The sequence below is a fragment of the Gimesia aquarii genome, from assembly GCF_007748195.1.
In the GTDB taxonomy this organism is placed as follows: domain Bacteria; phylum Planctomycetota; class Planctomycetia; order Planctomycetales; family Planctomycetaceae; genus Gimesia; species Gimesia aquarii.
In genome coordinates this window covers 2,533,986-2,554,508 of record NZ_CP037920.1, presented here as the reverse complement: position 1 = coordinate 2,554,508, position 20,523 = coordinate 2,533,986, and the positions used below count along the sequence as shown (strand labels likewise).

General features: G+C 44.1%; 13 protein-coding genes. 7 read left to right on the top strand and 6 right to left on the bottom strand.

Annotation, left to right across the window (positions count from 1 at the left end; translation table 11 throughout):
* Entirely contained in the window at nucleotides 1-2,076 is a 2,076-nt protein-coding gene (locus V144x_RS10230) for a prolyl oligopeptidase family serine peptidase (RefSeq protein WP_144985069.1), read from the bottom strand.
* A 533-nt stretch (nucleotides 2,077-2,609) separates the two neighbouring features.
* Here V144x_RS10230 and V144x_RS10225 point away from each other — a divergent pair.
* Nucleotides 2,610-4,367 (top strand): DEAD/DEAH box helicase, encoded by a 1,758-nt coding sequence (locus tag V144x_RS10225; RefSeq protein ID WP_144985068.1) that lies wholly within the window; start codon nucleotides 2,610-2,612, stop codon nucleotides 4,365-4,367.
* A gap of 108 nt (nucleotides 4,368-4,475) precedes the next feature.
* Here the strand turns inward: V144x_RS10225 and V144x_RS10220 are convergent, their stop codons facing one another.
* A complete protein-coding gene (locus tag V144x_RS10220; RefSeq protein ID WP_144985067.1) occupies nucleotides 4,476-5,966 on the bottom strand; it encodes a hypothetical protein in 1,491 nt (496 codons plus the stop codon).
* A 526-nt stretch (nucleotides 5,967-6,492) separates the two neighbouring features.
* On the opposite strand from V144x_RS10220, the gene polA reads away from it, so the two are divergent.
* The 5 genes from polA (at nucleotide 6,493) to nusB (ending at nucleotide 12,965) form a co-directional block, all read left to right on the top strand.
* Nucleotides 6,493-9,180, top strand: coding sequence for a DNA polymerase I (gene polA, locus V144x_RS10215; protein ID WP_144985066.1), 2,688 nt, complete (start codon nucleotides 6,493-6,495; stop codon nucleotides 9,178-9,180).
* Between the two features lie 311 nt (nucleotides 9,181-9,491).
* Nucleotides 9,492-10,139, top strand: coding sequence for a dephospho-CoA kinase (coaE, locus tag V144x_RS10210; RefSeq protein WP_144985065.1), 648 nt, complete (start codon nucleotides 9,492-9,494; stop codon nucleotides 10,137-10,139).
* A 311-nt stretch (nucleotides 10,140-10,450) separates the two neighbouring features.
* Entirely contained in the window at nucleotides 10,451-11,794 is a 1,344-nt protein-coding gene (gene rho / locus V144x_RS10205; protein ID WP_390620811.1) for a transcription termination factor Rho, read from the top strand.
* Nucleotides 11,795-11,955: 161 nt separating this feature from the next.
* On the top strand, nucleotides 11,956-12,438 hold the full coding sequence (gene ribH / locus V144x_RS10200; RefSeq protein ID WP_144985063.1) for a 6,7-dimethyl-8-ribityllumazine synthase: 483 nt from the start codon (nucleotides 11,956-11,958) through the stop codon (nucleotides 12,436-12,438).
* A gap of 77 nt (nucleotides 12,439-12,515) precedes the next feature.
* The gene (gene nusB, locus V144x_RS10195; RefSeq protein ID WP_144985062.1) at nucleotides 12,516-12,965 is read left to right on the top strand and encodes a transcription antitermination factor NusB; all 450 of its coding nucleotides are present in this window, start codon (nucleotides 12,516-12,518) and stop codon (nucleotides 12,963-12,965) included.
* On the opposite strand, the gene V144x_RS10190 is transcribed toward nusB, so the two are convergent.
* Both V144x_RS10190 and V144x_RS10185 read right to left on the bottom strand, forming a co-directional pair.
* On the bottom strand, nucleotides 12,958-14,091 hold the full coding sequence (locus V144x_RS10190) for an SDR family oxidoreductase (protein ID WP_144985061.1): 1,134 nt from the start codon (nucleotides 14,089-14,091) through the stop codon (nucleotides 12,958-12,960). The two genes, nusB and V144x_RS10190, sit on opposite strands and share 8 nt — an antisense overlap.
* Before the next feature lie 259 nt (nucleotides 14,092-14,350).
* Nucleotides 14,351-16,579 carry an efflux RND transporter permease subunit gene (locus V144x_RS10185; RefSeq protein ID WP_144985060.1) on the bottom strand — a complete coding sequence of 743 codons (2,229 nt, stop codon included), beginning with the start codon at nucleotides 16,577-16,579 and terminating at the stop codon, nucleotides 14,351-14,353.
* 613 nt (nucleotides 16,580-17,192) lie between these two features.
* On the opposite strand from V144x_RS10185, the gene V144x_RS10180 reads away from it, so the two are divergent.
* Entirely contained in the window at nucleotides 17,193-17,543 is a 351-nt protein-coding gene (locus tag V144x_RS10180) for a PilZ domain-containing protein (protein ID WP_144985059.1), read from the top strand.
* 17 nt (nucleotides 17,544-17,560) lie between these two features.
* Here the strand turns inward: V144x_RS10180 and V144x_RS10175 are convergent, their stop codons facing one another.
* Both V144x_RS10175 and V144x_RS10170 read right to left on the bottom strand, forming a co-directional pair.
* A complete protein-coding gene (locus V144x_RS10175; RefSeq protein WP_144985058.1) occupies nucleotides 17,561-19,504 on the bottom strand; it encodes a HEPN domain-containing protein in 1,944 nt (647 codons plus the stop codon).
* 122 nt (nucleotides 19,505-19,626) lie between these two features.
* A complete protein-coding gene (locus tag V144x_RS10170; protein WP_144985057.1) occupies nucleotides 19,627-20,484 on the bottom strand; it encodes a deoxyribonuclease IV in 858 nt (285 codons plus the stop codon).
* Nucleotides 20,485-20,523 lie beyond the last annotated feature (39 nt).

The window sequence follows — 20,523 nt, the reverse complement described above, 5'->3', positions numbered from 1 at the left end:
TCACGATATTTTTTTTGAGAGTTGCTGCATCAAATACAAATACTCCAGTGCGCTCAGCATTGCTTCCTGCTTCTGGTTGGCCATTCCCTTGTGCCCGCCTTCAATGTTTTCATAATAATAAAAATCATGTCCCATTTGTTCCATTCTGGCGGCCATCTTTCGTGCGTGTCCCGGATGAACGCGATCATCCTTAGTCGAAGTAAAGAAATAGACTTTGGGATAGACTTGCTCTTTTTTCAAATTCTGTAATGGAGAATACTGTTTAATATACTCCCATTGCTCAGGGATATCGGGGTTACCGTATTCTGCCATCCAACTCGCTCCGGCAAGCAGTTTATTGAAGCGTTTCATATCGAGTAAGGGAACTCCACACACAATGGCATTGAATAGCTCAGGGCGTTGTGTGAATGCCACTCCCATTAGCAATCCACCATTGCTGCGGCCCATAGCCCCATAATGTTGTGGTGAACTAAAACCGCGACTTTGAACCGCTTCGGCAACCGCAAAGAAATCGTCATAAGCTCGCTGGCGATTTTCTAATAAGGCGGCATCATGCCAACGTGGCCCATACTCACCTCCACCACGAATATTGGCAAGCACATATGCGCCTCCTTTTTCCAGCCAGAGTTTGCCCATCAGAGCGCTATAATGAGGCAAAATCGAGATTTCAAATCCACCATAACCGTATTGCAGGACCGGCGTAGAATGATCGAGCTTGATCTCTTCTGGATAAACAATGAAGTAGGGAATATCAGTACCATCTTTACTAATGGCAAAATTTTTCTCGACTTTCAAACCACTTGTATCAAAGCGCGCAGGAGTCTCTTGAATGAGTTCTTCAATTCCTGCTTGAAAATTCACATAATACAGACTGCTTGGTTGAAGGAATCCATCTCGGGAAATCAACAGATGATTTTTGTGACTATCAGAAGAGCTGATTGAAATCACATCATTTTTACCAAAAGGAATGAGCCGTTGCTTCCACTTGTGATCCTGAAATGTCAACTCGTGAATCTGACTGGATACATGTTCGATCCCAGTGATATAAATTGCATCTTTAGCACGTCGCACCCGAGAGATCGTACCTGTTTGCCCTGGATCAAAAACCAGGTGAATGTTTTTGAGTTTTCCGGTTTGTTGAAAATCAGTCAATGAAAAACTGATTAAACATCCTGCCGTGAAGCCCTGCCAGTCCTGTTTCAGTTCGACCAGCAATTGATCCTGAAACAGACCGGACAAACTGCACTTCTGAGGCAACGGGATTTGTTTCAAGTCGCCTGTTTCTGGAACAAGATAAAAGCTGAAATGATAAAAGTCATGTCCTCGTAACACAAAACAGGTTTGACCTTTGTCATGCTCAATATTGATGGGATAAATGAAGGTCTCCTCCACATCCGTTTCTAAAAGCGTTTCTGCGGCCGTGAGTGGTGTCCCCCGTTTCCAACGTTTCAGAATACGAGCATATCCAGAAGTATTCAGACTGCCCTCGCCCCAATCCGTTGCAATTAACAACTGATTTTGATTTTCCCAGCAAAGATTTGTTTTGGCGAGTGGTAATTGAAAACCATCTTTGACAAATGCTTTGGACTGTATGTCATACTCGCGATAAACAGCAGAATCAGTACCTCCCGGTGCCAGTTCGACAATACAACGCTGATAGTCGGGGCCCAGACAATCGACGCCTTTGTAGATCCAGTTTTCATCTTCCTTTTTTGCAAGTTCGTCTACATCCAGCAGTGTTTCCCACTCAGGTTGATGTTTTCTGAAGTGCTGCAATGTCGCGCGACGCCAGATGCCGCGGACATGATCCTTATCTCTCCAAAAGTTATAAACGAAATCACCCCGTAAGGTTCCATAGGTAATTCGATCTGAAGCAGTAAGAATTTTCAGGGCTTCTTGCTGATACTGTTCAAACCGGGGATCACTGGTCAGAGCGTTCAAGGTGCTGGCGTTTTTCTGCCTGACCCACGAAAGTGCCTGCTCACCTTCGATTTCTTCCAACCAAAGCAGTGACTGTTCAGGGTTATTCTCAGGTTTTGAGCTTTTGTCAGAAGGAATATCAGGAGAACCCATCATTAAACTCCAATGATTTTATAAATGAAATCAAGATGTAAACAGCTGCAATTACAGGTTAAATCTTAGATGAGTCTTATGTGAGTTGAAAGGTCATGTTATATTTTTCAAGCGAACCAACTTGGAAACCAGAAAATCTCAGGAATTCCTGAATCAGGGCGTGCAATGAAATCATAGCGGTGATACAATCTCCGCCTGTTAAATAATCAAAATGTCGAGTTCAAGAAAGAATGCTCGATCAAGTTTTGATTGATCTCCTTAATCTCTAGGATAAAAGAATTAGCTGTTTGCTATCTTTTCGTGTTGTTTTTGCTACTTTTTTGAACTCCCAGACCGGAGTCCCGCATTTAACTGTAGCGACGGGGTGATACGAGGCAGAGCTTCGAGGAGAATTGTTTTCAGGTAGTTGCCTGAAAATGGATCCTGAGTCCGGAACGACAGACTCTCACCTATTTCTTTCATAACACAACCCATTTTCTTTTTACGTGACGACTACGCTTAGTCTACAGGCTGAGGGTTCGTCAAAAGGTACACACATGTCGACAGAAGTCTCATTACAGGCTAATTTCAAAGATTTAGCGCTCTGCCAACCCGTATTAGATTCACTGGAGGATCTTGGATACGATACCCCTACCCCCATCCAGGCACAAACGATTCCGACGTTACTGGATGGACGAGATCTGGTAGGACAGGCGCAAACAGGAACGGGAAAAACAGCTGCGTTTGCCCTGCCATTGCTTTCGAAAATCGATTTAAATTTAAAGGCACCACAGGTCCTGGTCTTAGCTCCTACAAGAGAGTTGGCAATTCAGGTTGCAGAATCGTTTAAAAAATACGGTGCTAAACTAAAAGGCCTGCAAGTCTTACCTATCTATGGGGGTGCAGACTTTAAAACTCAATTACAACCCCTCAAACGTGGAGTACAGGTGGTTGTGGGAACTCCTGGTCGCGTCATGGATCACATGCGTCGGGGAACATTGAAGCTGGACGCCTTACGCTGTCTGGTTCTAGACGAAGCCGATGAAATGTTGCGAATGGGCTTTATCGACGATGTGGAATGGATTCTGGAACAAACACCAGATCAACATCAAACAACCTTGTTTTCCGCTACCATGCCAGCAGCCATCAGACGCATAGCAGGAAACTATCTTCAAACTCCGGCAGAAGTGACAGTTAAAGTAAAGACTCGGACGGCTGATACCATTCGCCAGCGACATTGGGTATCAAGAGGCCTCCATAAACTGGATGCACTCACACGCATCCTGGAAGCAGAAGAAATCGATGGTGTGCTGATCTTTGTACGTACCAAGACGATTACCAGCGAACTCTCCGAAAAATTGGAAGCCCGTGGATTCCTGGCAGCTCCCTTAAATGGGGATATTCCCCAGAAACAACGCGAACGCACGGTGGGCCGTCTCAAAGCAGGACACGTTAATATTGTGATTGCCACTGATGTCGCCGCGCGAGGATTGGATGTGGACCGGATCAGCCATGTCATCAATTACGATCTGCCGGGAGATTCAGAATCTTATGTGCATCGCATCGGTCGTACCGGTCGCGCAGGTCGAACAGGCGAAGCAATTACCTTTGTTTCTCCTCGTGAAACGCGATCACTCCAAGGCATTGAACGGGCCATCAAACACAAAATTGAGCGTATGGAGCTACCTCCGATTGATAAGATTAATGAACGACGCAAGGAGCGTTTCAAAGAATCGGTAACCAAAGCGATGAATTCACGAGACTTTGAATTCTACCAGACCTTGCTGACGGAATATCAATCGGAATCGAATCATTCCGAGATTCAGATTGCCGCGGCGTTAGCTTGCATGGCTCAGGGTAAGCGACCATTATTATTGAAAGAGACTCTACAAAAAGAGAAACTTAAAAAACAACGTGAGCCAATGGGGAACAGGCAACCTCGAACCGAACGTCAGTTCCAAAAAGAGCGTCCCCCTCGAAAACGTACTACCAACGAAGCCCCTGAAGAAGGCATGGAGCGGTTTCGGCTCCAGGTCGGGCATAGCCATGGTGTGAAACCGGGCAACATTGTGGGAGCCATTGCTAACGAGGCAGAACTGGACAGCAAATATATCGGCCGAATTAACATCTTTGATGATTACAGTACGGTTGACTTACCAGAAGGGATGCCTCGCGATATTTTCCGCGCTTTGAAAAGTGTCTGGGTTGCAGGTCAGCAGTTGAATATTTCTCGATTCGAACAATTTGATTCGTCTTCGCCTGTAAAGAGAAAACGATTCAAAGGCAAGCATAAACACAAACATCAGAAGGTTTGACTCTTACTACCGCTTTTTGTTTGAACATGAGCAATAAAAAACCGTGCTGTGTACACAGCACGGTTTTTTATGTTGTCAATCATAATTACTTTTGTTTGATTATCAGTTTCAATAAGGACGATTTGCTGGTTTTTTACGCCCCTTTTTGGCTCTAAATATCTCCGAAGTTGGACTGGTCCCCGTCAAGGATTTGTTTGCTAAACCAGCAGTAGTCCCCGTCTTTTTGGCACCTGCTTTGATTTTCGAGGGAACACCAGAACCAGGTACATACAGACGACGTTGTGGTTTATAACCAATGTAGCTCAAGAAATCGTTAATCCCGACCACACGAACTGCTTTCAGGCGGGCTTCGTCACTAATTTCTTTCATCTTGGAAAGAACTTCTTGCATTTTGTCTCGTTGCTCATCTGTTTTCGCATTATCGATATTGGGGGACTCACCAATGACGAGGAATTTTGTGTGTACTGTCAACCCGTTTCCGAGTCGCTCACCATCTTCTGTCACTTCATTGTCGATCTTGGCATTCGCATTCTCGATAATTTGACGAAGTTGGTCCATGTCGGATTTTCCATCGCCATCCAAGTCAATAATTCCAGAGATAGCAAATGTTTCTGGACGACCTACCCCCCACAGCGGTGTATAAATGGGATCACCGGGACTGATAGGCTGAAAAATATCATCACCCACAATACGCGCTTCAGCAAGATGTGGGCCCAGGATTTTGGTGACTTCAATGGCTCCAATGATGTCTTCCTCTCCTCGACCAATCCCCTGATGAGACTTACGGTACACACTGAACGTCATTCGTTTGGGAAGGCGATCCGCTTGTCCCAGATTGATCCATACGACTCCAGTACTGTTGTCTACCGTTCTGATCACACCATCTGGCTTCTCAAAGCTGAATTTTTGTATTTGATCGAGACGACTGCGAAGCGTATCAACAAGGCTGGCAAGTCGATTATTTTTGTTTTCGAGATCTTTAATCGTTTTGGCATCTGTTTCACGCAATTGGTCCAATTCGATCAGAATCTCTTCATTTTCTTTCTGTAGAGCAGAAATTTGCTGATCCTTGGCAGAGACTTCCTCTTCTTTGATCTTCTGATTATCTGCCAAATCTTTTTCTGCGTTATCACGAGCGGTTTTATGTGTATCGACGACTTTGTCTAACTCACCTTTCAATGCCAGGAATTGTGCTTCCAGTGCATTTTTGGCGGACTGTTCTTCAGCCAGTTGGGTTTTGGTCTGGTTTAACTGTCCCGAAAGCTTGATTAATGTGTTTTTGATTGTGGGCTCTGCCAGAACTTCCGCGTGAGTTTTGATATCCTGCTCGGTGGCACCAATCACAGTATTGGGAGTCTTGCTGTCAAGCCCCACATCTTCCTGCTCATTTCCGATCAGCTTTTTTAAAGCCTGAAGCTCTTCATCCAACTTACGAACCGCCGCACCATCTCGTTGTGAATCTTTCTGAGCCTGCTCCAGTTTGGCGTTTGCCTCGCCCAGATCTTTATGGTTTAAGTATGCCATCACTGCACCGATGAGAGCTGCCATGACAAAGAAGATCAATGAAAAATGAACGGCGGTTGGTTTACTGGCGGCCATGTGATTGAACCTTAAAGAATTTTAAGTGACTTTCAGATGCTAAGTAGCACCTTCGCAGTTTATGAGCCTGAGATGTCAATCCATCTCACAATAGATTAGTGCAGCAACCCGCACAAATTACAGGAAAACTAAATGAAGTGAATCAGAAAACTCTGAAAGAACAGGCCCTATAAAGCTATTTTAAGTGGAGTAAAAGCAGTGTCAAGCAGGTTTCTGATTCTATCTAATGTGTTCTCAATTGGTTTTAACTCCACCAGCAAGGTTGAACCCCAAAAGAATGGATACAAAAATACACATACCCGAAATCATTGATACAATTACCGGCAAAAGATTTCAGAGAGTTTCGAGTTCGGCCCGCCTGTTCATAGCGATCAGACAGAGTCTCACCAATAATAAAAAACGCAATACGGAATTCTGACATTTCCGTATTGGAATACTACGAAAAAATAAAATTGTGATAACAACATCCTCTATGTTTTCACTTTCGGCAATCTCTTTTCTAAATTACAGGTAAAGCTAAATCTTTATGAAAGAAACACTTTACATCATTGATACGTTTTCTCTGGTATTTCAGGTTTTTCATGCTGTACCGGCAATGACAGGACCAGCCGGTCAACCAACCAATGCCATTTTTGGAATCACACGCGATATTCTTAACATTATAAAAACCCATTCTCCTGATTATTTAATCTTTGCCATGGATTCGAGTGGACCGGGAACCAGAAATGAGATCTTCCCGGAATATAAAGCGAACCGCTCCGAAATGCCTGAAGATCTTGCGGCACAAATATCTTCAATTATGGATGTCGTCAAAGGATTTCAGGTTCCTATTATTGAATTACCTGGTTGGGAAGCCGATGACGTATTTGCTACGATTGCACAATTAGCCCAGGAAAAAGGGATTCAAACGGTCATCGTCACGAATGATAAAGATGCACGTCAACTGATCAACGATTCTGTCCAGCTTTATAATATTCGCAAAAACATATTTATGGATGCGGACGGAGTTGTTAAGGATTGGGGAGTTTGTCCCGAGCAAGTGATTGATTTTCAATCCTTAGTGGGAGATGCCGTTGATAATATTCCTGGTGTTCCCCTGGTTGGTCCCAAAAAAGCACAAGCATTGATTGAGCAATTCGGCACGCTGGAAGGAGTTCTTGAGAATGCAGATCAGGCAAAAGGCCCGAAATTACAGCAAAATCTGAAGGAATTCGCGGATCAAGCTCGTATGTCACGGGAATTGGTGACATTGAATAAAAATCTTGATCTGAACGTAGACTGGGAAGACTCGCGTTTAACTCATCCGGATCGAGAACGCTTACGCCAACTGTTCATCGATTTTGGGTTTCGCCGCTTTGCTGAGGAAATGAAAGAGGATTTCACGCAACAGGATGATCCGCAGCCATCGGAGCGAATCTGGGAAACTGTTGATAGCAATAAAGCATTCGAAAAATTCCTGAGATTGTTACAAGAACAGGACGAATTTTGTGTCGATCTGGAAACAACGGGCTTAAAACCAGCCGAAGCAGAAATAGTGGGTTGGGCCATCAGTTGGGAGAAAAATCATGGCTATTATATTCCCGTTGAAGGGCCAACAGGTCAAAAAGCTCTCGATCCGCAAATTGTTTTGAAACAACTCAAACCAATCCTGGAAGACCCGGAAATTCTGATTTCGAATCAGAATATTAAGTACGACATGGTAGTGTTGATGCGGGTGGGTGTTTTTCTGCAGGGAGTCAGCATCGATCCCATGGTTGCCAGTTATTTACTTAGTTCAGGCGAACGTGGGCATAGCCTGGATAAATTGTCTGAACGATATCTACAGCATACGATGATCCCCATCTCCAATCTGATTGGGTCCGGAAAACAACAGAAAAAAATGTTTGAAATCGATGTTGAGAAAGTCGCCGAATACGCGGTAGAGGATGCTGAGATCGCATGGCAATTGTCTCGAATTCTTCAAGAAGAATTGAAACAACATGGACTGTGGGATCTTTACTGGAATCTGGAACGCCCTTTGATTCCCATACTCGCAGAGATGGAGTTCAACGGAATCAAAGTCGATACAAATGAATTAAAACACCAGAGTCAACAACTTGACCTTCGCTTAACGGATTTGATCCAGGAGATTCATGAAATTGCCGGTCACGAGTTTAACATTGCGTCCCCTTTACAATTGAGGACGGTATTGTTTGAAGAATTAAAACTACCGGTCATAAAAAAAACGAAAACCGGCCCCAGTACCGACCAGAGTGTCTTGGAAAAGTTAGCTCCCCTGCATGAGTTACCGGCAAAAATCAGTGAGCATCGGCACCTTTCCAAGCTAAAAAGTACATATCTGGATGCATTACCAGAACTTGTGAATCCTGAAACAGGTCGCATTCACGCCAGTTTTAATCAGGTCGTGGCCGCTACAGGCCGATTAAGTTCCAGTGACCCCAATCTACAAAACATTCCGATCCGAACTGAAGAGGGGCGACAGATTCGAAAAGCATTTATCCCGGAGAATGAAGACTGGAAATTGCTTTGTGCCGATTATTCTCAAATTGAACTACGAGTTCTCGCCCATCTCAGCCAGGATACAGCACTCAGTCAGGCGTTCCGTGAAGGTGCTGATATTCATACTGCAGTCGCGGCAGAGACCTTTCGGGTTTCACCTGAGGATGTCGATAGTGAAATGCGGCGGACGGCGAAAGCAGTCAACTTTGGTGTCATCTATGGCCAGAGCCCTTTCGGATTGTCGGAAGCAATCGGCATTCCGCAATCGGAAGCAGCTCAATTCATTGAAGACTATTTTCAGCGCTATCAAGGTGTCAGGGAATTCCTGGACCAGATTCTGGAAGATTGTTCTAAAAATCAGTTTGTGCAGACGATCTGCGGTCGAAAACGGACTATCCAAGGTGTACGCTCCGGATTACAAAAGCAACTGAACATGCCCGAACGAACGGCGATCAACACAGTGATCCAGGGTTCTGCAGCCGACTTGATTAAACAAGCCATGATCAACGTGGGTGAGCGTCTCAAACAGGGTCAGCATCCGGGAAGAATGTTGATGCAAATACACGATGAATTAGTCTTTGAAGCACCCACGTCCGAAATAGAGTCACTTAGCCAGATTGTTCGGGAAGAAATGGAATCAGCGATCGAACTGGATGTCCCGCTGATTGTGGACATGTCGTTCGGATCTAACTGGCTTGAACAAACCAATCTATAAATCCCCAGCCTCTAAATCCTGAGCCTCATTTAGGTACTGGAAACGGCCAGCAATCATATCAAGATACCTTGATCTCCAATGATTAGAATCGGAGCCAAAACCACAAAATTTAAGTAGAAAAGTAGGAAGTTTGTTTTTTTTTGTTGACAATCAGTTGGGTATCGGTAACCATACTATTACATACCAATGTGTCTCATCTAAATGTTGCTAATGGATTCAGCAATCACAAACCTCCTGTGTGGTAAGTTTCTGTTGCGAAGGAATGTGTAAGAAAACCATTTTCCACCAATGCAAGTTGTCACAATCATCTTGTGTCTTCTCACACATTCATTCCTACAATAGCTCTGATTGGAGGCATTGGATCAGGCAAAAGTGCGGTAGCCAATAAAGTCAAAGCTTTGCGATCTGTTGAAGTGATTGATGCCGATCAAATCGGACATAGAATACTTGAATTTCCTGATGTTCAACAAAATATTCGAGAGCAGTTTGGAACTGCGGTGTTTGATGAACATGGGAAGGTAAATCGTTCAGTCCTTGCCAAAATTGTTTTTGGAGAAGAAACTCAACATAAAGAATCATTAAAAAAACTAGAGGAAATAGTCCATCCCGAAATTCATCGAGTCCTTGAGCAGGAGATTTTGTCGGCGAAAACAACCAAAAACGTCGATGCAATCCTGATTGACGCAGCGGTGATTTTGGAAGCAGGATGGAAAGAGTTGTGCGATCAGATTGTTTTCATTGAATGCCCGTTTGATCAACGATTGAAACGAGTCACTCAAAATCGAGGGTGGTCTCCTGCAGAGTTGGGAAAACGGGAAAATCAGCAGTTGCCTCTCTCAGAAAAACGAAAACTGGCAAACTACATTATTCATAATAATGACGACAATCTGGAAGCAGCCGGTCAAGATTTATCTGAGTTCATCGAAGTACTACATAAAAGACAAAAAACAAACAAATAACCTGGTTCCAGGTGTCTAATCAGCATTCTGAGTATCTATGGTTACTAACCAGTCTCGTCCCTGATCGTATCATAATTATCTAAAAATACTTTTCACTATAATTTTAAAAAACTGGAACCTTTCCAAAAGTCCATTGATCTACACAGTAAACACATCTGTTTTGGTTCAAAAACTCCACTCCATTTCATCTCAAAAATCTAGTAATTCGGAAAGTTATCAGCATGGCCAAATCCATAAAACTTCAGACATCTGAAAATGACGGGCTTGTGGCATCAAAAGAAAAAGAAGAGCTTGAACAGAAAACAAAAAGGATGAAAGCAAATTCATCTGAGCAAAGAGCAGCGACAATCGCCAAATCGGCTGATGAACGTTATGAGAAAATCAAGCAAAGCGAAATTCATATCGCCGACTTGCAGCGAATGACCATGCAAGAACTCATGAAACTGGCCAAAGAGGAAAAACTCACCGAATACACCGGCTTGAAAAAGCAGGATCTTATCTTCAAGATTCTGAAAGAACGAACCAAAGTTAACGGTTTAATGTTTGGGGAAGGAACCCTGGAAATTCTGCCAGACGGTTTTGGCTTTTTACGCAGTCCCGATTACCACTATCTCCCCTGCCCTGATGACATTTATGTCTCTCCAAGTCAAATTCGGCGTTTTGGGCTACGAACTGGAGCCATTGTCGCAGGTCAAATTCGACCACCAAAAGAAAACGAACGCTATTTTGCGCTGCTCAGAGTGGAGGCAGTCAATGGGAGTGATCCCGAGTTATTGACAACAAAAGTCTTTTTCGACGATCTGACACCACTCCATCCCAAGGAACGCTTAAAACTATCTTCGCCCGCAGGCAACTTGAGTACTCGCATTGTCGATCTCGTAGCTCCCGTGGGAATGGGACAACGTGGCTTGATCGTCTCTCCGCCTCGTGCTGGTAAGACGGTAATGTTACAGGAAATGGCAAAATGTGTACTCGGCAGTCATCCAAATGCCTATGTGTTTATTCTTTTGATTGACGAGCGCCCTGAAGAAGTGACCGACATGGAACGTCAGGTTGGTGGCGATCGTTGTGAAGTTGTTAGTAGTACCTTTGATGAACCACCCAGTCGACATATTCAAGTCTCCGAGATGGTGATTGAAAAAGCTAAACGCATGGTCGAATATGGTGAAGACGTTGTCATTTTCCTGGATTCGATTACGCGACTGGCACGTGCCTGGAATACGGAAGTTCCTCATTCAGGAAAGATTCTTTCTGGTGGTGTTGATGCGAATGCATTACAACACCCCAAACGATTTTTCGGTGCAGCACGTAATGTAGAAGAAGGTGGTAGCCTTACGATTGTTGCTACGGCACTCGTAGATACGGGTAGTCGTATGGATGAAGTCATTTTTGAAGAATTTAAAGGAACCGGTAACACAGAATTGCATCTAGACCGTAGAATGGTCGAAAAGCGAATCTGGCCGGCGATTGATGTGAATAAATCGGGCACGAGACGCGAAGAATTGTTAATGGATGAAGAAGAGCTACGTAGAGTTTGGATTTTGAGACGTGTGCTAAACGACATGAACCCTGTTGACGCGATGGAGCTATTGACAAATAGAATGCGTCGTACCAAAACAAATGAAGAGTTTTTGCTGAGTATGAATTTAGGTTAGTGTGCGATCATTGCTGCGTTTCGGTGGTGAGCTTGTTTCAACCGTTCGAAGCATTAGAAAAGAAACATCACTTGTGACTCTTTCATAAAAAATTACTAGTTGATAAACCAACAGTCCGGTTTTTAAAGTTTTCAATAGAATATTTTTAAGTTACTACTTCGATGAACCATAAACTGATTGAAGGCGATTTACTGGCCCGCGACGCAACATTTGCGATCGTCGTTTCGCGCTGGAATGATTTGATTACTCGTAAGTTGCTGGAAGGGGCTTTAGAAACAATCCGCCGCCATGGTGGCTCGGAAGAGAATGTTTCTGTTGTATGGGTGCCTGGATCATTCGAATTACCTCTTGTCGCAGATCGTCTGGCCAAAAGTGGGCGTTATCAGGCGGTATGCTGTCTGGGAGCAGTCATCCAGGGTAGTACGATGCACCATGATTATATCAATCATCAAGTTGCAGCAGGGATTATGCGAAGTGGTCAGGAAAGTGGTGTCCCTGTCCTATTCGGAGTACTCACTTGCGAAACGATGGAGCAAGCGCTCGATCGCGCCGGTGGAAAAGTAGGAAACAAAGGCTGCGAAGCCGCCTTGGCAGCAATTGAGATGGTAAACCTTCTGAAAACCATCGATCAAGATTCGCCATAAGTTTGCTTTATTGGCAAAAGCCAGAGAGTTTTGAGGCTCTGAGTTAATTTACCCCAAATAGTGTTAGTGATATTTCTATGTCTCTTCGAAAACAGGCGCGACATCTAGTTGTGCAAATGTTATATCAAGTCGATCTCAACCCTGATATTACCGCAGGTGAGGTTCGTCGTATGATCGAAGAGCATGGCCGTAATCAGACAGTCCGCGCGTTTGCCTGGAAATTGTTTACGGGTGTCACAGAGTATAAAAAACAACTTGATGAGGAAATTGTGAAAGTTGCTGAAAACTGGAGCCTTGAACGAATGGCGGTCACAGATCGAAATATCCTCAGGCTTGGGGCTTACGAATTACTTCATACTGAAACCCCTTCTTCAGTCGTTTTGGATGAAGCAATCGAATTAGCACGTGAGTTTGGTAGCGCGCAGTCTTCGCAATTCGTCAATGGAATTCTCGACAAGTTAATTCCGGGGAAAACTCAACTTGATCAGAAGACTGATCGCAAACTCGATAACCCTTGGGCTACGTGACTCCAAATCGATGTGGTGTGCGATCATTCCAGCTGAAGTTCATATCGATCGCCACTTGAGACAGTCTGGTCAACAGCTCTCGGTCGATATGTGGACAAGGTAAATGTGGCGCTGCTGTTTGAGTATTGGTACTGTCAAAGACTGGATCATCCCGCCAGTACGAATTGTAGACACGGATATGGTCATAGAACAGCCGCTCAACTTCTGAAGGATCTTCGAGTTCTACCCCTGCTCCCGCAAATTCTGATCCATAAAAATTGCATGTCCACTGAAGCACATCGTGCACGAGACGTGATTGTACCGGGTTCAGTGGTGTCAAATGATAGGTTTTACCATGATGCTTAGGGTGAGTGATAATATATGCCATCACAGCAGAAACCCAATCTACGGGTATCAGGTTTTTCGATTCATCACCATCCAATGTGAATCGGGATTTTGCATAGAGCCGTCCCGTTTCATCCGGAGTCTGCATCTGAGTTAAGGTATGCCCTAGTTGTAAAGCAGCGTAAAAGCCATGAAATGTATTCGTAAATCCGGTTTTTGAATCTCCAATAATGATAGCAGGTCTGAACACGGTTAATGATTCAATATGCTCTGCGCCTCTGACCAGCAACTCAGCTTGAAGTTTACTTCGCTCATAGTCGTTTCCCGGTTCCTGACCGACGTCAACGTCCGATTCCATGATTCTGCCTGTACGCAAGCCACAAACATACGCAGTAGAAACATGGTCGAACTTTTTGATTCCCGTTGTTTTGCAAAAATCAAGAACTTTTTTGACCCCACCTACATTTGATCTCCAAGGCTCACTTTCCTGACTTGTGCTGTAAAACGAGAGACTGGCAGCGGAATGCAGGACTCGATCAACATTTTGTGACACCCACTCAAGTTGCTTCGTACTCAGCCCCAAATTCTCCTCATTAATGTTTCCTTCAAGAACAACAGGTCGCGGTAATTCGCGTCCCATTTGATCGTCCCAGAACCCCATGATCATGTCGATTCGCTGATCAGCAGTCATTCGTCTGGTGGGGCGAACCAACACAGCTAAAGGCACACCAGCAGACGCTAAATCCCGGATCAAGTATCTTCCCAGTAATCCTGTAGCGCCTGTTATCAGATGATATCCCATTTTGTTTTCCGCTATATTTCCGTTGATGTAAAAATCGAGGTTGATAATTGCCTGAAAAAACTCTGTTTAAAGAGATCCATTTCGAGTTCCTGCCTACTGCTCAGAACCTGAGACAGATTGTAACTGTGGTAGAACAGAGGGGAGAGATTATCGAACTTGGGAGAAATCAATGATAATGAACTGGCTTCATATATCAATCAAAGGGTACTGAAAAGCAGATACTTTAGCAGAGCATTTGTTTGTCGTTCAGGAAATGAATTTATGCAACTGCTTTCTTTGATTGGTCTTTCGTTCCCTGTCGATTGTCCTTGAGAAAATGGGGTGCACTTGGGTGTTGTCGTTCCAGCAGCTCATTGCTGTCATTGCGATCAGTACTTCCATCATCAGTCGGTTTCTGAGGTCGAAGTGCCAATAAACTTGGAAGTAAAATGAGATCACCGACCAAAGCAGCAATCAGCAACGAAGTCATCATGTAACCAAAGCGTGCCGTGGGAACAAAATTGCTCAGCGTGAGAGCCATCATGCCTGCACCAGTAATTACTGCCGCTGTGAAAATCGGCTCTCCCGTCATCAGTAGAGAGTCTCTTGAAGACTGTGCCGAATTTTTAGTAAGTCGATATTGGCTTTGATAACGCACCAGGAAATGAAATGTCCCATCGACGGCAATCCCCAATGCGATACTGGCAGTCATCATGATTCCAATATCGATGGGAATTTGATACCAACCCAGAATTCCGAATACAATACAAATGGGAGTCAAGTTGGGAACCATCGCAACTAAACCGGCTTTAATTGAGCGAAGAGAAATAATCATAACCACAGTGATGATCAGAAAAGCCATTGAAAAGCTTTCCCAGAATCCAACGAAAATTTGTTTTTGTGCCCGTCTCAGTAATGGTGCAACCCCCGTCAGGATCACGTCAGGATCGTCAATCATGACTGCAAGTTCGTCATAAATCTGATCTTGTGGTAAATCAGCACCGCTACTGACTCTCGCTGAAATCCTCCACAAGCGTTCGCCATCTGAAACGAAATCATTCTCGCCATGCGAAGATTTCGCGTGCGATAACAACCGTGCTGTCTCAAATGGACTTTCCGGGAATTCTTTCGGAAAAAAACTCGCAAGCGACATCGTATGCCTGACAGCAGAATGCTGTTTAATGATTTCTTCCAGTTTGCGAACCCGTTCTATTTTCTGAATGAATGGTATCTCTTTGTCTCCAAAATCGACGATCGCTTCAACCGAATCTAATTCGGTAAGATCATTCTGAATCGAACGCACATCCTGGATAACTCTTCCTTGCGCGGGTAAAAAGTCGAGAGGATCAATTTTCGTTCTCAGGTTGAATAGTCCGGCACCAGAGATCAGAACAAGGAAAATCGCCGCAATTGAAACTCGACCGGCATGATCAATGATCCAGTTGGCACACCTTTGAAAATTCCAGTTTTTCTCACCGGCATGTATCGTCTCAGGATCAATGGGCCAAATGGTCAACACAGCTGGAGTAAGTCCTAACCCTGTAATCAAAGACACAAATGTCCCGATCGAAGCCGCATATCCAAATTGAACAACGGGACCAATTTCACTGACTGTTAAAGAAAAGAGACCAATCGTAGTAGTGAGCGTCGCCAAAAAACAAGGTTTCCACGCAATACGTAATGCAGAGGCCAACGGATCATCTTCGTGAATGCAACTGGCAACATAATGATGTACGTGGATGGAAATCGCAAGCGTAAAGACCATTACCATGACTGAGAGAGCCCCCAGGATGAAGTTCATTTCACCCCCTCCCAGATAAATTAATGCCGTTGTCAGATTGATGGCCCAAATGGTCAACCCGAGTGTGGCGAGTGTTTTCTTCCATTCTCGGAATGAGTAATATAATAATCCCAGGCTGATCAGTAATGTGATAATAAAGAATTTTTTATTGTTCTTCTGACTACCCAGGCGGTCCAGCTCAGCAATTACGACAGGGGCTCCTGCAAGTTGAACCTCTCTCCCAGTCAACTGGTTATATTCGAGCTTTTCGCGAATTCCTTCCACCGTGGCTGCACGGTTTTTAATCCCTCTATCAGAAAGTAGTACACAAATACCGGCAATATTCTTTTCGGAGTTAATCAACAGTCCATTCAAACGTCGATCGATTTCCTCAGGCTCCACTTTAAACTCGTTTAAGATTTTTTTGAGTCGTTCTGGAGTCCAACATTGCCTGACTGTTGGCAGTGTTTCAATACGACTGGCGGTCGCTTCGATGAGTGGTTTTTTGCTTAAGCCATCTTGTACCGCGACAAGAATAATTTCTTCCGCTCCAAATTCAGCTTTGAACCGATCATAAACCACGCGAACATCGGAATCTTTGGGCAACCAGGTTTCGATGTCATTGTTGGAGGGTAGTAACTCTGCAAGAAAGGTCAAAATGGGAAGTGTGCAAAACACCCCCCAGATTAATTGCTTACTATACTTTTTATAAAAAGAAGAGACCATCATAAGTATTGGTAGATCTATCTGCTTTCTCTTGCTTGAGCCAGCTCAAGTTCTCTCATCGAATTAATCAATGGAGAAATTCTATATCAGGTTGCAATTTTACTAGGGCATGTTCAATTTGATCGTAGCAGTTTCAAGAGGTGATCCTCGATCAATTACCCCTGGAGATGCCACAATAAACATGAATACAGGCTAGAACCATCTATTGAAATAAACTTGAACTATTTATTACCGAGATCATCCCACACTCATATCGAACAGGCTTTGCTCAAAGCGTCATCCAGATTTTATAAACCGGAAACGTTATAGCAGATTTTGCAGGAGCATTTGGAATGATTGATACAACACGCACCATCGCGGGATGAATAATCGTCACAAGGCGCATGGCTTTGTAATTTTCTACTGCTTCGCCTGGTGTTATAACTGTTAGCCTTTAACAAACCTAAGTGTACTAATTGCTTGTAGTTAAGAGAGACTTTGGATAGAAAACATGCAAAGTCGCATTTTGAAAGTAATTAGAAACCTTGATTATTTTGTATCCTATATTTTAGTAGCAGATTTTTATTACAAATCTATTAGCCTTTCAGAAACAACTGCAAGACCAGGAGTACATTCGATGGAACAGACCCCATGGAGCCGTCCTACGATGGATGACCTTAAACAAGTCTTGGAAAGCTTCGGAAACAGCGAAGCCGTCAATGTCAGAGACGTAGATCGCCTTGAACTCTCTGTGCCTGCTGAAGTGAAGACATTACGTGGAAATACGATTTCTGCGATGACCCGAGAAATCAGTCGTCAAGGGCTAGGTCTACTGCACAAAGGCATGATCAACCCCGGAGAAGTTACCGTGAAGCTGGCAAGTGAAACTCGGGAATTTGAATACCGCGTCAAAATTATGTGGTGTACCCCCTGTGAGAACGGCATGTTCATCAGTGGCGGAGAATTCATTACCAAACCGGAAGATTGATTTGATCAAGAGAAAAATCAGATTGAAGGATTACTGCGTCGTAACAAGATGACGATAATCGATGACAATAAGAGAATGATCATTCCCCCTACAATGAGCAACAACGTCGACATCCCCGACCACTGGCTTTCTCGTTCTGGTCTTTTTTCTTCATCAAGCTCCCACTCAATTTCATCGAGTGTCAGTCCTGATTCATTCAGACCTGACTTGCTTTCCCCTGCAATCGAACTATTTTCCGTACCTGGTGCCTGGACGTGCTGAACAGTCTTGGTTTTTTTTGATTGGAATTTAACAGGTACGGATTGTTTCGACTGGTTTTGTTCTGAGCTGTTGAGAATTGTTGCCTGACGAGACTGATTATGACCGAAAGATTGAGATGTAAGATCCTGAGGTACCACAGGCAGCTTAGGGAGCATCAATTGAGGCCCTGGCTTCGATAAATCAGCGGCATCTTCTACTGGATCTTGATGCACAGGCTCTGGTCCGCTTAGGCGAACTTTGGCTGGTGGCTCATCTGGAACTTCTTCAAGCTCAAGTCCTAGAGCAGGCTGCGATCTGGACGGCGTCTCTTGTTGTGTCGTCTTTTCAGGAAAAGGGATTTCCAATTGCTCTGCCGGTTTTTGTTCAAAAGCTGGATATGGCTCAAACGCAGGTGAGTCCAAAGAAATTCCGGGGGAAACTGGAACTTGTTTACGAACGTTAGGTTTCGCTGTCTGCGGACGATCTGTCCCCACATTACGGGGAACGATCATTGGTAATTCCTGTATCGAATCAGTTGAAGGTCGAGTTTGAGGACGCATCTGTTTTGGATTGATTACAGAACGTCTTTTCAATGGATGAACGGGGGAAGGCGAGAATTGAAAATTTTGTACTCTTTGACCGCCATTTGTTTGAATCTGTGGATTGGTATGTTCAATTTTTTGTACTTCAGAATCAAAATTGGCCGGCATGTTTTTTTTGATACGCTGGAGTAACATCTGCGGCGATTCTTCTTCAGGGCCAAAGGCAATATGTCCCTGATAGCTCGACTCTAATGCCTGCTCTGCTAAAAATGCGGCATATTCGTAATTCTCTTGTTTGAGTTCACGCTTCGCGCGCTCCAGGATGGACGAAACCTGCATTCGTCGCATTTCGTCACTGATTCCTTCGAACGTCGGCTTTGCATGTTCCAGATCCTGATGTAATTCGTTCTCCAATTGCTTAATCTGTGAAGAACTAACTTTTCCCTGAGCTAACTGATTAAAATAGCGATTCATTTCGCGAGACCTCAACTGGTCTGTCGAAGTCGTTGCTTCCACTTTTTTCTTTGTGGACTCATCATGATCTAAAGAATCGAATTTGAGATTCGATACCCGACGTATGCCTGAGGAGCCGCTTTGATCAACAGAACCGTATCGAGTTGCCAGTTTAACGCGATCTGAATTACGATGATAATATGAACCAGAAACCTTTGAAGGATACTTCTTGGCGGATTCAATCAATGATTTCGATCGCCAGCTTTCAGACGGATGTTTTACCGTTTTCCTTATTTTCTCTGTTGAATAGTGAGGCCTTGTTGAAGTGTCAGCAATGATCTCTACACGCCCCGTGTCATCTACAGGCTTTGTATGAGTGCGATGATCGACTGAAGAAGGTTCATTGACTTTAACCCTGGCCACTGCCTCATCGTCAGAAGATTTCTTTTTCAACTGAAAATAATTAAAGCTAGAGCTGCTTTTTGAACTTATAACAGGATCATGGGGGCTCTTCTCAGATTGAGAAACGACTTCTGCTGGTGTTCGAAGGCAGCCCACCATGAGACAACAGAGGGCAATCACCAACGCATAAACCGTTGTAAGGCTTCGTGTTAATAGACCGATCTTCACAACGACAAATCCTGTTCTCTGCATGCAAAGTTCGAGACTTGAACCCGATTCTCTGCCTGGGTCGCGGGAAGTTTCCTCAATGGGGAGTTGAGGCATTGGGAGGCAATTCCATCAAGCGCGCAACCGCACCAGACAAACGCCTGTTATCATTTATCGACCCTAATGATTTGATAACATGAGAGGGTATTAGTGATTTTAGCGGTCTTTCTGAAAATAGCTCAGGCTTTACAAAGCTTGCGTAACGTTTCCATATTGATTTGGTCCAGCGGGATGCCGTCTTCTTCGGCCTTGGGAGTCTCAAGGTACATAGGACGGTCATGAAAAACTGGATCATTCAGTAAGTGTCGGAATGGCTCCAATCCCAGAAAACCCTGTCCGATATTTTCATGACGGTCCTTGCGACTTCCAAATTCACATTTACTATCATTCAGGTGGAATGCGCGGATACGATCTAAGCCAATCACATTATCAAACTCTGCCATCGTAGACTGGTATTCCTTTTTTTTAATTAATGGATAACCAGCGGCAAAGATGTGACAAGTGTCAACACAAATTCCCAATCGCTCATCTTCTTGCACCTGCTCCAGTAAATAAGCTAATTGTTCAAATCGAAACCCCAGATTTGACCCCTGACCTGCTGTTGTTTCCAACCAGATCTGTGTTTTAAAATTCTCCGTTTGCTGATGTATCTGATCAATGGCAGCAACAATCCGGTCTAACCCCTCCTGTTCACTGGAAGTTACAAAGCTGCCAGGATGCATGACTGCCCCCTCCAACCCTAATGCTTCTGCACGTTCTAACTCAACGACGACGGCATCAATCGATTTATTCCATAACTCATCTTTGGGGCTTGCCAGATTAATCAAATAACTCATGTGTGAGCAAGGATGCCCTACTCCGGTCGTCTTCAATCGTTCTTGAAAGAGACTGACGTCTTTATCAGTCAATGGCTTAGCCCGCCATTGATTATTGTTTTTGGTAAAGATCTGCACACAATCCATTCCAAATTCGGCTGCGGCATCTACGGCTTTATAATATCCACCAGCAATAGACTGGTGTGCTCCCAGCAATGGCATCAGCATCTCCTCGCATCTAAAAAAGATTATTATAGTGGG

What these genes read in the sequence shown, in the direction of transcription:
- V144x_RS10230 (WP_144985069.1), bottom strand. Translation starts at nt 2,076, where the DNA reads ATGATGGGTTCTCCTGATATTCCTTCTGACAAAAGCTCAAAACCTGAG.
- V144x_RS10225 (WP_144985068.1), top strand. Translation starts at nt 2,610, where the DNA reads ATGTCGACAGAAGTCTCATTACAGGCTAATTTCAAAGATTTAGCGCTC.
- V144x_RS10220 (WP_144985067.1), bottom strand. Translation starts at nt 5,966, where the DNA reads ATGGCCGCCAGTAAACCAACCGCCGTTCATTTTTCATTGATCTTCTTT.
- polA (WP_144985066.1), top strand. Translation starts at nt 6,493, where the DNA reads ATGAAAGAAACACTTTACATCATTGATACGTTTTCTCTGGTATTTCAG.
- rho (WP_390620811.1), top strand. Translation starts at nt 10,451, where the DNA reads ATGAAAGCAAATTCATCTGAGCAAAGAGCAGCGACAATCGCCAAATCG.
- ribH (WP_144985063.1), top strand. Translation starts at nt 11,956, where the DNA reads ATGAACCATAAACTGATTGAAGGCGATTTACTGGCCCGCGACGCAACA.
- nusB (WP_144985062.1), top strand. Translation starts at nt 12,516, where the DNA reads ATGTCTCTTCGAAAACAGGCGCGACATCTAGTTGTGCAAATGTTATAT.
- V144x_RS10190 (WP_144985061.1), bottom strand. Translation starts at nt 14,091, where the DNA reads ATGGGATATCATCTGATAACAGGCGCTACAGGATTACTGGGAAGATAC.
- V144x_RS10185 (WP_144985060.1), bottom strand. Translation starts at nt 16,579, where the DNA reads ATGATGGTCTCTTCTTTTTATAAAAAGTATAGTAAGCAATTAATCTGG.
- V144x_RS10180 (WP_144985059.1), top strand. Translation starts at nt 17,193, where the DNA reads ATGGAACAGACCCCATGGAGCCGTCCTACGATGGATGACCTTAAACAA.
- V144x_RS10175 (WP_144985058.1), bottom strand. Translation starts at nt 19,504, where the DNA reads ATGCCTCAACTCCCCATTGAGGAAACTTCCCGCGACCCAGGCAGAGAA.
- V144x_RS10170 (WP_144985057.1), bottom strand. Translation starts at nt 20,484, where the DNA reads ATGCCATTGCTGGGAGCACACCAGTCTATTGCTGGTGGATATTATAAA.